Raw genomic sequence first — 13343 nt, 5'->3', positions numbered from 1 at the left:
TATGATAGCGCCCCTGAAACCCGGTCAGCAGCGGTCATTTGTCCGCTATTCTGGTTAGGCCGGCTGATATTGCTGAGGATCATTGGAAACCCGTGCGAGTACTCGGAATAGAAACCTCCTGTGACGAAACCGGTGTTGCCCTGTACGACAGCGAGCGCGGCCTGCTGGCACATACGCTCTACAGTCAGGTGAAGCTGCATGCGGACTATGGTGGCGTCGTACCGGAACTGGCCAGTCGCGACCATGTGCGCAAACTCCTGCCCCTGATTCGCGAAGTGATGGCTCAGAGCGGCACCGTGCCCGCCGATGTGGATGGTGTGGCCTACACCGCCGGCCCGGGTCTCATTGGTGCGCTGATGGTGGGTGCCTGCGCTGGCCGCGCACTGGCTTATGGCTGGGATGTGCCGGCGATCGGTGTCCACCATATGGAAGGCCATCTGCTGGCGCCCATGCTGGAAGCGAATCCCCCGGCGTTCCCCTTTGTGGCCCTGCTGGTGTCCGGTGGCCACACCCAGCTGGTGGATGTGCAGGGCCTTGGCCAGTATGCGCTGCTGGGCGAGTCCCTGGATGACGCCGCCGGTGAGGCCTTCGATAAGGCGGCCAAGATGCTCGACCTCGACTACCCGGGTGGCCCGCGCCTGGCTGCGCTGGCAGAGCAGGGCGACCCGCTGCGCTTTACCTTCCCGCGCCCGATGACCGATCGCCCCGGGCTCGATTTTAGTTTTTCCGGTCTCAAGACATTTACCCTGACCACCGTGCAAAAGCACGCCCTGGAAGATGGGCTGCCGGACGATCAGGCCTGTGCGGATATTGCCGCAGCCTTTCAAGAAGCGGTGGTGGATACCCTGGTCATCAAATGCCGCCGCGCGCTCAAGCAGGCCGGGCGCAAAACCCTGGTCATCGCCGGTGGTGTGTCCGCCAACAAACTATTGCGCCAGCGCCTGGAAGCGCGCCTCGCGGAGGACGGTTGCGATGTCTACTATCCGCGTCAGGAATTCTGTACCGACAACGGTGCCATGATTGCCTACGCGGGCTGCCTGCGGCTGCAGGCCGGCCAGCGCGCCGGCCTGGATATTGATGTGCGCCCGCGCTGGCCACTGACGGAATTAACTGGCGCCCTGCGCGCGGAATAAACACGGAATAACAGGAGACTACCTTTGGATATCGTTTATATCCGCGATCTCAAGGTCAATACGATCATCGGCATCTACGACTGGGAACGGGAAGTGCGCCAGACCGTCAGCCTGGATATCGAAATGGCATTCGATATCCGCGAGGCAGCGCGCACCGACAATATCGAGCACACCCTTAATTACAAGGCGGTCGCCAAGCGCCTGATCGCATTTATTGAGGGCAGCGAATTTCTGCTGGTGGAAACCATGGCCGAGCAGGCCGCGGAAATCGTGCGCACAGAATTCAATGTGAGCTGGCTGCGCCTGCGTCTGTCCAAGCCCGGCGCCGTGCGCGGCGCGCGCGATGTGGGCGTCATCATCGAGCGCGGTACCAAACAAAGTTTGGAGGCCTGAACCATGGCAACCGTTTACCTGAGTCTCGGCAGCAACATCGAGCGAGAAAAACACTTGAGCGCCGGTCTGGACGCCTTAGTCAAAGCGTTTGGTGACCTGCGCATTTCACAGGTGTATGAGAGCGAAGCGGTAGGTTTTGCTGGTGACGATTTTTACAACCTGGTCGCCGCCATCGACACCGATCTTTCCGTGGGCGCGCTGGCATTACACCTGCGCCAGATCGAAGACGAAAACGGTCGCCAGCGCAGCGGGCCAAAATTCAGCGCGCGCACGCTGGATATCGATATCCTCACCTACGACGATCTCACCGGCGAAGTCGACGGGATACAACTGCCGCGCGATGAAATTCTGAAGAATGCGTTTGTGCTGCTGCCGCTGTCGGAGCTGGCTCCGGATACCCTGCATCCGGTCATCGGCAAAACCTACCAGCAGCTTTGGGAAGCCTACGACCAGTCCTCGCAAAAGCTGTGGCCGGTGGAATTTGACTGGCCCTCAGGTTCGAGTACCCAGATTTAGGGGCTTCCGCCGATAAAGTGGGCAAGGACGCCCACTATTTCCCTTCAAGAATTCCTTGCCGTTTGCATTCTCCCCCGAGGCGATTTTTTTGCCCTCTCACATATTGTCAACAATTTACATTTGGGTCATCCTGTAAGGCACACCTGCTGTGGATCTCAGCTCAACGCCGATAAAGGAAATAAAAATGACCCTAAAATCCTTGGCCTATGCCGTTGCTGTCTCAGCGGCCCTGGCCAGTATCGATAGCCAGCAAGCCGGTGCGGCGCAAGTACTGGCGGTCCCACAGGCTGCCGAACTGACACCCCGGCAGCTGCCCGCTACCATCGTCGATTTTGCCAGCGCCCGGGAGCGTGGCTGGCTGGTGGCAGAGCAGGCAGAGATCGGTGCGGTTGATAAAAATACGCCTCAATCGATCAATCTGCGTTTCCCAGCGTCCGTCCACACGCCGGTACTGAATATCGTGCCAGACCAGCCCTGGGACCTGTCCAAAGTGGGCGATTTCAACCTGGCCTTTGATGTCGCGAATCTCGCACCAGTGGCCACACATTTCTATGTGGAACTGTTTGATACTGCTGGCAATAGCCAGTCTCGGGAGCTCAGCGTACCCAAGGGATACACGGGTACCGTGTTTTTTCCACTGGCCGGTGAGAAGGCGGCGATGGACAAGGGCATGTGGGCGAATCCCATGCCCTGGCCGACGGACGACATGAAAATGGTATGGCGTTCCTGGCATGCCGAGCTCGACCTCAGCAAAGTAACCAAAATTGCGTTCTACACCATCGGTGTGTTGCAGGACCGCGCATTGCAGGTGGGCAATATCCAGTTGCGCCCCAACCCCGAGTCTGGCGCAGACTGGACGAATAAGCTGGTGGATCGTTTTGGTCAGGCTGCCAAAAAAGATACGCCGTTGAAAGTATCGTCGGAAGCCGAACTCAAGGCACTCGCCGACCGGGAGCTGGCATCCCTTGCGCAGCATACCGGGCCCAAAGATCGTGCTCGCTTTGGTGGCTATAAAAATGGGCCCAAGCTTGAGGCGACGGGCTTTTTTCGCACGGAAAAAATCGACGAAAAATGGTGGATGGTAGACCCTGAAGGCTACCTGTTCTTTTCCCATGGTCCTGCCAATGTGCGGATGTCGAACTTGACCACATTGACGGGCATCGACTTCAAAGACCCGTCGGTGCGGGTGGTCCATGCGGATGAGGTTACCCCGGAAGACTCGATGGGTATCGTACCGGTATCCGATAAGGTGCGTGAAAGCCGCTATGTCATCAATGACACCCGCCACGATATGTTCGAGTGGCTGCCGTCATACGATGACCCTCTGGCAGATCACTACAGCTATCGACGCTCCACGCACAAGGGGCCCATTCCACACGGAGAAACTTACAGCTTCTACCGTGCCAATCTCGAGCGCCGTTACGGTGAAACCGCACCGGAGTCCTATGTCAGAAAGTGGGAAGAGGTCACTTTACAGCGTATGCATAGCTGGGGATTCACCTCCTTCGGCAATTGGGTGGACCCGGCCTTTTACCCGAACGAAAAAGTGCCTTACTTCGCCAATGGCTGGATTATTGGTGACTACCAAACCCTGTCCGGGGACACCAACCACTGGGGATTGATGCCCGACTTTTACGATCCGGTATTTGCCGAGCGTGCTCGCGCAACCATTGAGGTGATTGCCAGGGACGTAAAGGCCTCACCCTGGTGCATCGGTGTGTTTATCGACAACGAAAAAAGCTGGGGGGAGCGTGAGGGAACGGTGGCTGAGCGGTATGGCGTAATTCTCGATGCACTGAGCAAAGACGCAGCCGAGAGTCCAGCCAAGCTGGCCTTTACCGAACGTCTCAAAGAAAAATACGGCAACGTCAAAGCACTGAACCGTGCCTGGAAAAGTCAATTTGATAGCTGGGATGCTTTTGCAGGCGATGCCAGCCTGAATCATCACAGCGATGCTCAGGTTGCCGACCTATCCCTGCTGCTTGAGGCGCTGGGAGAGCAGTACTTCAAGGTGGTGCATGGCACTCTGCAGGAATACCTGCCGGATCATTTGTACATGGGCGCACGTATGGCGAATTGGGGGATGCCGGACGAAATCATCAAGGCCTCCGTCAAATACTCGGATGTACTCAGCTTTAATATTTACGAAGAAGGTATGCAAACCCATCAGTGGGACTTCCTCGAAGAAATTGATTTACCGGTAGTGATTGGTGAATTCCATATCGGTGCCACCATGGGCTCGGACAATTATCACCCGGGGATCGTTAGTGCCGCCAACCAGAAAGACCGGGCGCGCATGTACAAAGCCTATATGAACAGCGTGCTGGAAAAAGACTATATGGTGGGCGCGCACTGGTTCCAGTACGTGGACGAGCCGGTTACCGGCCGTGCTTTCGATGGTGAAAATGCCAATATCGGATTTGTGACCGTGACGGACATTCCCTATCCGGAGATGGTAGAGGCGGCAAAGGAAATCACTTTCGACCTCTATCCAAAACGGTACGGAAAGTAAGCTGCGCCCCGCCCTCAGGCGGGGGCCTGGTTGCCGAATTTTTCCGCGCTGGCCACTCTGGCGCGGGCCTTTCAGGTGGCTGGAAGGCCGTTGTCGGCGCTGCCTGACCAAGAATTCCATGCGCGAACATTGGGACATGCTGCCGGTGAAAGCTAACGGATAGCAGAGCTATCCGGTATCGCTACCGTGCTTAGCTGAGGCTCGCCAGCGCTTCCTTGGTGAATGGAACGATTTCTTCCTCGCGACCCTGTTTCACTTTCTGCAGCCAGTTCGGGTCCTGCAGCAGGGCGCGGCCGACGGCGATCAGGTCGAATTCGTTGCGGTCCATGCGGCGGACCAGCTCGTCCAGGCCGGTGGGGTTGGCGGTGCCGCCCATGCCCTGGTTGTTGCCGCCGATAAAGTCATCGTCGAGGCCGACGCTGCCCACGGAAATAACCGGTTTGCCGGTAAGTTCCTTGGTCCAGCCTGCCAGGTTCATGTCGGAACCATCAAACTCCGGCTCCCAGAAACGGCGGGTGGAGGCATGGAAGATGTCTACACCGGCGTCCACCAGCGGTGTCAGGAAGCGTTTCAGCTCTTCCGGGGTCTGCGCCAGCTTTGCGTCGTAGTCCTGCTGCTTCCACTGGGAGTAGCGCAGCACGATGGCGAAGTCTTCCCCGACCGCTGCGCGTACCGCTTTGACGATTTCCACCGCAAATCGGGTTCGGTTTTCAATGGAGCCGCCGTACTCGTCGTCGCGCACGTTGGTACCTTCCCAGAAGAACTGGTCGATGAGATAGCCGTGGGCACCGTGGATCTCCACACCGTCAAAGCCCACTTCCTTGGCGGCCCTGGCGGCGTCCGCGAATGCGCGCACGACATCCTGGATGTCTTCCTTGGTCATGGCGTGGCCATTGGCCTTGCCGGGCTTGAACAGGCCGGAGGGGGAGTAGCCGGGCACGGATTTGTCTGGGCCGACCCCTTCTTTGCGTACCGCACCCACATGCCAGAGCTGGGGAATGATCTGGCCCCCGGCCGCGTGTACCTCATCGACCACCTTCTTCCAGCCCGCCAGCGCTTCGTCACCGTAGATAGCGGGGACATTCTCGTAGCCGTTGGCGGCTTTGCCGTCGACAAAGGTGCCCTCGGTGATAATCAGGCCCACCTCGCCTTCCGCGCGGCGGCGGTAGTAGCCGGCCACCTGGTCGTTAGGGACGTAGCCGGGGGAGGCGGTGCGGGTCATGGGGGCCATGGCCACGCGATTGCGCAGCTTCAGGGATTTGTGTTCGAAAGGACGCAATAGGCTGTCCAGGTTGCCGCTCATAACACTCTCCGAAATCTCGTTTACAGACGCTTCAGTTAGCCATTGGCGGGGCCGGGTTACGGGTGACCCGCCAATTAGGTTGCGTTATGAAACTGCATTTGGTTTTTTAATGCAACCGTTTCGCTTATACTGTTTTGTATGACACGTAAACGATTTGACGATCCTGGCTGCTCGGTGGCCTGCGCCCTGAATGAAGTGGGCGACTGGTGGTCCCTGCTGGTAATCAAGCAGGCGATGCTGGGTACGCGACGCTTTGTGGATTTCCAGAAGAGCCTGGGCATCGCCAAGAATATCTTGTGTGACCGCCTGTCCCGTCTGGTGGAAAACGGTGTGATGACCCGCGTGAATGTGGGCGAACACGGAACCCGTTACGAGTATCGCCTCACCGAAAAGGGACGTGACCTGTTCACGGTGGTGGTCGCACTGCGGCAGTGGAGCGAGCGCTGGAATGGGGGCAAGGATGCCATGCAGCTGGTGGCGCGCACCACCGGCGAAGCGATTGCGCAGGTGGCGGTACAGAATGCCGCTGGCGAAGTGCTCAGCGTGCGGGATGTGTTGTTTGTGGACGAGAATGGTGAGCCGCTGGCGCACAGCGGCTGAAGCCTGCGGGCGACCGGGGTCGCCCTCAGGCTTTGGTGTTCTTTACGCGCTTCAATAGTTCCTGGTGCCGGCGCAGCTCCGGTTTGTTTTCCAGAATCTCTTCTTCCGACAGGCCCTTCAATTCGTGGGGGAACACCAGCCATTCGTCCGTCTTGTGCAGGTAATAGTCTGGCTCCTGGTCGGTGCGATTGCGGGTCGGTTTAAAGTAGGGGCAGGCAATACGGATTTCCGGGGTGTTTTTTTTGCACGCTTTGCGCAGGTCGGTAATGGCCTGCTGGATGCTCAGGCCAGTGTCGTAAACGTCGTCGACGATCAGCATCTTCTGGTGGGATTCCACCCGTTTGATCAGATAGGTGAGTCCGTGCACGATCACCTCCTTACTGCGCTGGTCCACTCCGGTATAGGACGAGGTGCGGATGGCAATATGGTCGGCGTGGAAACCCAGGAAATCGAACATCTCCTGCACCGCAATGCCGATGGGCGCACCACCGCGCCAGACACCGACGATGTAGTCGGGCATAAAGCCACTTTCGACCACCTTCAGCGCCAGGGTGAAAGAGTCCTCCAAAAGTGACTGGGCGGAAATAAACTGTTTATCGCTCACTGGCTCGTACTCGCGTTAATGGTTCGGAGGGTCAGATGTTCAGGCTGCGGCCGCCATCGACGGCGATGACCTGCCCGGTGATATACGGGGCGTCGGCGGCGAGGAAGCGCACCGTGCGAGCGATGTCCGATGGGTCACCACTGCGCTGCATGGGGATGCGCGCCAATATCTGCTCCTTGTTATAGCCTTCACTCTCATGCTCTGGCCAGAGAATTGCTCCGGGGGCCACGGCGTTCACCCGCACCGCCGGCGCCAGCTCACGGGCCAGACTCTTGGTCATCATCACCAGTCCCGCTTTTGCCGCACTGTAAATCGTGTGCCCGGGCATGGGTTTTTCCGCGTGAATATCCGCGAGATTGACGATGCAGCCTCCGGCTTTGGCCAGAGCGGGTGCCAGCGCTTGGCTGAGAAAAAACGGTGCCTTGAGGTTGCTGCCCATCAGTTCATCCCACTGCTGCTCATTGGCGCTGCCGATGGGGGTGGGGTAAAACGCCGAGGCATTGTTGACCAGCAGGCTCAGTCCGCCAAAGCACTCAGTGGCGGCGGCAGCGAGCTGTTCACAATCGGCTTTGGTGCGCAGGTCGCTGTGTAGGGCGGTGGCGGAGTTTGGTCGCAGCGCGTTAAGGCTTTCCGCCAGCTTGCGGGCCGCCTCTGCGGAATGACGGTAGTGAATAACCACCTGGTGGTCTCGGTGCAGCTCTTCGGCAATGGCGCGCCCGAGGCGGGCGGCGGCGCCGGTAATCAGGACGCTGGCCATGGTGTGACTCCAGTTATTGTATTTGGTGGCAAGGCCGGCGTATCAGGCCTTTTGCTTCAGGGGTGCCCCGGTGCCCCGTAGGTCTTCTTGAGATCCGCGACCGCCTCAAGGCGCGCGCGCTCTAGCGCCTTGCCCAGTTCGGCGCCCTGATACCCCTGGGCGATGAGTGTCTGCGGGTCGACGCTGGCTGCGGCCGTACGTGCGGCGCGCAGGTAGTCGACTTGCGGGTATTCACGGTCTTCGAGTCCCAGGCGGCCACGGGCATCAGCCTCACAGCTCTCGAGGAATTGTTCAAACCGCTCCGGCCTGCGCAGCGCATCCAGTGCGCGCAGCATCTTCATAATGGTCTGGGGGCGCAACTCGAACGCCTTGTGGCAATGCAGGTGGTACTCGCATACACCGAGCGCCAGTGCGGTGATGTGGTTGGGCACCCGCAGGCGCTGGCAGACGCCTTTCACCAGCGGCAAGCCGGCGGCCTCGTGACCGCGGTGGCTGGGCAGCACATGCTCGGGCGTGACACCCTTGCCCAGATCGTGCACCAGCACGGCAAAGCGCACCGGTAGCTCTGCGGGGGCCTGCTGTAGCGCCAGCAGGACGTGGTCGCCGGTGTCGATTTCCGGGTGATGCAGTACCGGCTGCGGCACGCCGAACAGGCGGTCGACTTCTGGCAGTAACACCTTGAGTGCACCGCATTCCCGCAGCACCCGAATGAAAACGTCAGGCCGCGGTTCCGTCAGCGCGCGGCTCACTTCTTTCCAAACCCGTTCGGCGACCAGATGCTCTACCTCTCCCGCATCCACCATGCCGCGCATCAGCGTCATGGTTTCGGTGGCGACGCGAAAGCCCAGCGGTGCATAGCGAGCGGCGAACCGTGCCACACGCAGGATGCGCAGGGGGTCTTCGCTGAAGGCAGGCGAGACGTGGCGGAGCTTGCGGGCCTCGAGGTCGGCCTGGCCACCGTAGGGGTCTACGATTTCACCGGCTTCGGTTTCCGCCATGGCATTGACGGTGAGGTCCCGCCGTTGGAGGTCCTGTTCCAGGGTGACATCGGGGCTGGCGTGAACGGTAAAGCCGCCGTAGCCATGACCGCTCTTGCGCTCGGTGCGGGCGAGAGCGTATTCCTCGCCGGTGTCCGGGTGCAAAAACACCGGAAAGTCCTTACCCACCGGACGGAAACCCCTGTCCCGCATGGCCCCCTCTGTAGCGCCGACAACGACCCAATCGCGTTCGTGTATCGGGCGCTGGAGCAGGCGGTCACGTACGGCGCCGCCAACCAGGTAGCATTTCACAGCCTGGCTCTCCGGTGGGACCCGGCGGGTGCGGTAAATATTGCGGAGGCGGAGGTGGCCATAAATACTGCTGAACCTGAGCGTTACGTCGTCGGAAACGGCATCTGTCAGGAAATAGTAGGAAATATAAGAGGCGGGAAGATAAAAAAAAGGCCCCGAAAATACAAGGGGGCCCAGGGTCTTAGGGTATTCGTAAAGAGAGGGAATCCCAACAAGCTCGCGTGCGCTGGAAGCGCTGCTGGACCTGTAGTTGGTTACAAAAGGCTACAGAGTCGATGCAGATAGCGCCTGTTACAGATGGTTAAATCATCCAGTGCAACATCCTGTCCATTCTATTTAACCTGACTTAACTGTCAACCATGGCTATCAAACTTTTATTGAGGGATATGTCCGTTGGTTCGTTAAACATATATAGGCATAGAATTTACACCTGTTTTTTTGGTTTAATTCAGCATAATCAATAAATAAAAGTGCGATTCGTGGGGGATAGTTACAAAATGAGCGAAGTGCATGTGCTCACTACCGGGGAGGCCGCCCGGTACTGTGGGGTGAATTTTCGTACCGTCATCCGCTGGATTGAACGCGGTCAGCTGAAGGCGTACAAGCTTCCCGGACGCGGCGACCACCGTATCTGCGTTGAAGATTTTGTCGGCTTCCTGCGGGATAACGCCATGCCGGTGCCTGCCGAGCTGGGTAGTGCAACCCGCAAGGTGCTGCTGGTATCGACGGCGCCGGAACTGGCGGGATGCCGTCCGCTGCTGCAGCAGGCGAGCGTGGAAGTGGAAATCGCGGGTGATAGCTTCAGTGCGGGTGCCATACTGGCGACGAGTAAACCGGCCATGCTGGTGCTGGATACCAGCCTTGAAGGCTTGAATGGCTTCCAGGTGCTGGATTGTGTGCGCTCTCGCAGTGACTTTTCTTCGTTGAGTGTGCTGGTGATTGCGCCGGCCGGAGAAGCAAATCCGCAGCGCTGGCTCGACGCCGGTGCCGATGCGGTGGTTGCCGCCAATTGCGATCGCAACGAGTTGGTGGGTCGTATCAATTTATTGCTGGATGCGTGATCCCCTGGTGATCCCCGACAGGGTAAGGCTGGTGGTTCGCCAGCCCGCGAGCGCACCCGGCCGCTGACTCGCACTCGCTTTTCTTGAGCCGATTTCAAATCGGCTTGGGCACCAGCATGGATTCTTCCTCTTCTGACCGATCCCTGCCGAGCTCCGGGCAATGGAAGCTCGCTGTTACTTCATCGCCATTCAGACTGTGCAGGTGTACGTCAAATCCCCACAGGCGATGCAGGTGGCGCAGTACCTCGCCGGTGTCCTTGCCCAGTGGTCTGCGCTGGTGCTGGGTGTGGTGCAGGGTGATTGAGCGGTCGCCGCGCGTGTCTACCGAGTAAACCTGAATATTGGGCTCGCGATTGCCCAGGTTGTACTGCCCTGCCAGCTTGGCACGAAGTTCCCGGTAGCCATCCTCATTGTGAATGGCCCCTACCTCGATTTCTTTCTCCCGGTCGTCGTCGGAAATACAAAACAGTTTCATATCCCGCATCACCTTGGGTGAGAGGAACTGCAGGATAAAGCTTTCGTCCTTGAAGTCGCGCATGGCGAATTGCAGGGTTTCTTTCCAGTTGCTGCCTGCGATATCCGGGAACCAGGCGCGGTCCTCCGGCGTGGGGTTTTCGCAAATACGCCGCAAATCCGTAAAGATACTGAAGCCAAGTGCGTAGGGATTGATACCGTTGTAGTAGGGGCTGTCGTAGGGTGGCTGGTAGATCACGCTGGTGTGGCTGGTGAGAAACTCCATCATGAAGCCATCGGTCACCTTGCCCCGGGCGTGCAGCTCGTTCAGCAGGGTGTAATGCCAGAAGGTGGCCCAGCCCTCGTTCATGACCTGGGTCTGGCGCTGGGGATAAAAGTACTGCGCCAGCTTGCGCACGACACGCACCAGTTCACGCTGCCAGTTCTCCAGCAGGGGTGCATTTTTCTCGATAAAGTAAAGAATGTTTTCCTGCGGCTCGTCCGGGAAGCGGTGGGGTTGTGCCAATTCTTCGGCCCCGTCCATTTTCGGTATTGTCCGCCACAGGTCGTTCAGCTGGCGCTGCCGGTACTCCTCGCGTTCTTTCTGGCGGCGCTCTTCTTCATGGGCGGAAATGGGGTAGGGGCGCTTGTAGCGATCGACGCCGTAATTCATCAGCGCGTGGCAGCTGTCCAGTAGGGCCTCCACTTCATCCACACCGTGTCGCTCCTCGCAGCGCGCGATATAGTTTTTCGCAAACAGCAGGTAATCGATAATACTGCTGGCATCGGTCCAGGTGCGGAACAGGTAATTTCCCTTGAAAAAGGAGTTGTGACCATAGCTGGCATGGGCAATCACCAGTGCCTGCATGGTCATGGTGTTTTCTTCCATCAGGTAGGCGATGCACGGATTGGAGTTGATCACGATCTCGTACGCCAGCCCCATGCGCCCCCGCTGATAATTATTCTCCACGCTGATGAATTGCTTACCGAAGGACCAGTGGTTGTAGCCCACCGGCATGCCAACCGATGAGTAGGCGTCCATCATCTGCTCGGAGCTGATGACCTCAATCTGGTTGGGGTAGGTGTCCAGGCCAAATTCCTTGGCCAGCAGCGCGATTTCCCGGTCGTACTCCTGAATGAGCTCGAAAGTCCACTCGGAGGTTGTGGAAATGGGCTGCTTGTTACTGAGTGCAGTATCGAGCATTACGCGGCAACCTTCTGGGTAAATAGCTGGCGGAATACCGGATAGATATCCCCGACATCGACAATCTGCTCCATGGCGAAGTGTTCAGGAAACACCTGCGCCACACTCTGGTATTCGTCCCACAGTGCCTGGTGGTCCCTGGGGGTGATTTCCACGTAGGAGTAGTACTGGACGTGGGGCATGATGTCGTCGATCAGAATTTTGTGGCAGGTACTGGAGTCGTCGTTCCAGTTGTCCCCATCGGATGCCTGGGCACCGTAGATATTCCACTCACTGGCGGGATAACGTTCGCGCATGATGTCGCGCATCATTTTCAGAGCGCTGGAAACGATGGTGCCACCAGTTTCGCGGGAGTAGAAAAACTCCTGCTCGTCTACTTCTTTGGCACTGGTGTGATGCCGGATAAACACCACCTCGGTATATTCATAGCTGCGCTGTAAAAACAGGTAAAGCAGCAGGAAAAACCGCTTGGCCATATCCTTGGTGGCTTGGTTCATGGAGCCGGATACGTCCATCAGGCAAAACATGACCGCTTTCGAGCTGGGTCTGGGTTGTTTTACCAGCAGGTTGTACTTGAGGTCGAAGTCATCGAGAAACGGGATGCGCTTGATGCGGCTTTTGAGGTCCTCGACTTCTAATCGCAGCTGCTCGAGCCTGCGCTGGTCGCGCAGTGCTGGGTCCTTGTTTTCTTCCTGTTCAATCTCCTGCTCCAGCAATTTCAGGTTGCGGCGCTTGCCGCCACTCAGTGCGATACGCCGGGCGTTCGCTGCGCGCATAGAGCGGACCACATTGAGCCTGCCGGGCGTGCCCTCGTTGCTGATGCCTGCGCGTACCACGTGGAAGGCATCGTTGCCGGCGAGCTTGCGCTTCACCATGTTCGGCAGCTCCAGCCCTTCGAACATGAATTCGAGGAACTCTTCCTGGGAAATTTGAAAGGCAAATTCATCCATCCCTTCGCCGCTGTCACTGGCGCCGCTGCCGCCGCTGCCTTGCCCCTGGCCCTGGCCGGGTCGAGGAATGCGATCACCGGTAACGAATTCCTTGTTGCCAGGAAGAACCTGTTCCATATGGCCGCCACGGCCATTTGAAAAAATGGGCTCATTGAGGTCGCGGGTGGGGATGCTGATTTTCTCGCCGGCACCCAAGTCGGTGATCGATCGGCTGTTCATGGCCTCGCCGACGGCTTTCTTGATGTGCGATTTATAGCGGCGCAAAAAACGCTGGCGATTAACGGTGCTTTTCTTCTTGCCATTCAGGCGACGGTCGATGATGTAGCTCATAGTACTGCCTTATATTGCTTTGGCCGTGTCGCTCGCTAGTGGCGACGCGCCCAGCAATTAGATCCAGCTGCTGCACTATTTACGAAGCTGGATGGATTGTCTGAAGGCCCTGGCGCCGGTGGAGCTCTTCGAGACTGTCCGTCGGAGGGACCCGACGGACAAGCCCCCAGGGATGGGTTCACGGCGTGTCTCGAAGAGCTCCACCGGTGGCAGGGCCGCCACCGTAGGATTTCAAGAA

General features: G+C 58.4%; 12 protein-coding genes. 6 read left to right on the top strand and 6 right to left on the bottom strand.

Translation table 11 applies throughout. The features are described from left to right. Positions 1-92: 92 nt before the first annotated feature. The 4 genes from tsaD to AU182_RS00335 all read left to right on the top strand — a co-directional run bounded on the left by tsaD (position 93) and on the right by AU182_RS00335 (position 4554). Positions 93-1133: a tRNA (adenosine(37)-N6)-threonylcarbamoyltransferase complex transferase subunit TsaD gene (tsaD, locus tag AU182_RS00350; protein WP_066959282.1), complete on the top strand. Its 1041-nt coding sequence runs from the start codon at positions 93-95 to the stop codon at positions 1131-1133. Between the two features lie 24 nt (positions 1134-1157). Continuing rightward, the gene (folB, locus tag AU182_RS00345; protein WP_066959281.1) at positions 1158-1526 is read left to right on the top strand and encodes a dihydroneopterin aldolase; all 369 of its coding nucleotides are present in this window, start codon (positions 1158-1160) and stop codon (positions 1524-1526) included. 3 nt (positions 1527-1529) lie between these two features. Then, positions 1530-2042, top strand: a complete 513-nt coding sequence (folK, locus tag AU182_RS00340; protein ID WP_066959280.1) for a 2-amino-4-hydroxy-6-hydroxymethyldihydropteridine diphosphokinase — start codon at positions 1530-1532, stop codon at positions 2040-2042. A gap of 184 nt (positions 2043-2226) precedes the next feature. Beyond that, a complete protein-coding gene (locus AU182_RS00335) occupies positions 2227-4554 on the top strand; it encodes an agarase (protein WP_066959277.1) in 2328 nt (775 codons plus the stop codon). A gap of 190 nt (positions 4555-4744) precedes the next feature. Here AU182_RS00335 and AU182_RS00330 read toward each other — a convergent pair whose 3' ends face one another. Then, positions 4745-5857 carry an NADH:flavin oxidoreductase gene (locus tag AU182_RS00330; RefSeq protein WP_066959275.1) on the bottom strand — a complete coding sequence of 371 codons (1113 nt, stop codon included), beginning with the start codon at positions 5855-5857 and terminating at the stop codon, positions 4745-4747. Between the two features lie 138 nt (positions 5858-5995). Here AU182_RS00330 and AU182_RS00325 point away from each other — a divergent pair, with 138 nt between their 5' ends. After that, entirely contained in the window at positions 5996-6457 is a 462-nt protein-coding gene (locus AU182_RS00325) for a helix-turn-helix domain-containing protein (protein WP_066959273.1), read from the top strand. A 25-nt stretch (positions 6458-6482) separates the two neighbouring features. Here AU182_RS00325 and AU182_RS00320 read toward each other — a convergent pair whose 3' ends face one another. Genes AU182_RS00320 through AU182_RS00310 form a run of 3 tightly spaced genes read right to left on the bottom strand, consistent with a single transcriptional unit; the run spans position 6483 to position 9107 of the window. After that, positions 6483-7061, bottom strand: coding sequence for a phosphoribosyltransferase (locus AU182_RS00320; protein ID WP_066959271.1), 579 nt, complete (start codon positions 7059-7061; stop codon positions 6483-6485). 31 nt (positions 7062-7092) lie between these two features. Then, complete coding sequence (locus tag AU182_RS00315) at positions 7093-7818, bottom strand: pteridine reductase (RefSeq protein WP_066959270.1); 726 nt, start codon at positions 7816-7818, stop codon at positions 7093-7095. Positions 7819-7874: 56 nt separating this feature from the next. After that, positions 7875-9107 carry a multifunctional CCA addition/repair protein gene (locus AU182_RS00310; protein WP_066959268.1) on the bottom strand — a complete coding sequence of 411 codons (1233 nt, stop codon included), beginning with the start codon at positions 9105-9107 and terminating at the stop codon, positions 7875-7877. Between the two features lie 497 nt (positions 9108-9604). Here AU182_RS00310 and AU182_RS00305 point away from each other — a divergent pair, with 497 nt between their 5' ends. Next, positions 9605-10168, top strand: a complete 564-nt coding sequence (locus tag AU182_RS00305; RefSeq protein ID WP_066959266.1) for a helix-turn-helix domain-containing protein — start codon at positions 9605-9607, stop codon at positions 10166-10168. A 94-nt stretch (positions 10169-10262) separates the two neighbouring features. Here the strand turns inward: AU182_RS00305 and AU182_RS00300 are convergent, their stop codons facing one another. Then, a complete protein-coding gene (locus AU182_RS00300; protein WP_066959264.1) occupies positions 10263-11825 on the bottom strand; it encodes a SpoVR family protein in 1563 nt (520 codons plus the stop codon). After that, the gene (locus AU182_RS00295; protein ID WP_066959262.1) at positions 11825-13105 is read right to left on the bottom strand and encodes a YeaH/YhbH family protein; all 1281 of its coding nucleotides are present in this window, start codon (positions 13103-13105) and stop codon (positions 11825-11827) included. Before AU182_RS00295 ends, AU182_RS00300 begins: the two co-directional genes overlap by 1 nt. Between the last annotated feature and the right edge of the window lie 238 nt (positions 13106-13343).

The organism is Microbulbifer sp. Q7 (genome assembly GCF_001639145.1).
Classification (GTDB): domain Bacteria; phylum Pseudomonadota; class Gammaproteobacteria; order Pseudomonadales; family Cellvibrionaceae; genus Microbulbifer.
The sequence above is the reverse complement of the archived record's forward strand: the minus strand, read 5'-3'. Positions and strand labels throughout refer to the sequence as shown.

Bases quoted from the DNA above. Each gene is read 5' to 3' on its own strand.
- AU182_RS00295 (WP_066959262.1), bottom strand. From the start codon at position 13,105: ATGAGCTACATCATCGACCGTCGCCTGAATGGCAAGAAGAAAAGCACC.
- AU182_RS00315 (WP_066959270.1), bottom strand. From the start codon at position 7,818: ATGGCCAGCGTCCTGATTACCGGCGCCGCCGCCCGCCTCGGGCGCGCC.
- folK (WP_066959280.1), top strand. From the start codon at position 1,530: ATGGCAACCGTTTACCTGAGTCTCGGCAGCAACATCGAGCGAGAAAAA.
- AU182_RS00330 (WP_066959275.1), bottom strand. From the start codon at position 5,857: ATGAGCGGCAACCTGGACAGCCTATTGCGTCCTTTCGAACACAAATCC.
- AU182_RS00305 (WP_066959266.1), top strand. From the start codon at position 9,605: ATGAGCGAAGTGCATGTGCTCACTACCGGGGAGGCCGCCCGGTACTGT.
- AU182_RS00325 (WP_066959273.1), top strand. From the start codon at position 5,996: ATGACACGTAAACGATTTGACGATCCTGGCTGCTCGGTGGCCTGCGCC.
- AU182_RS00335 (WP_066959277.1), top strand. From the start codon at position 2,227: ATGACCCTAAAATCCTTGGCCTATGCCGTTGCTGTCTCAGCGGCCCTG.
- AU182_RS00300 (WP_066959264.1), bottom strand. From the start codon at position 11,825: ATGCTCGATACTGCACTCAGTAACAAGCAGCCCATTTCCACAACCTCC.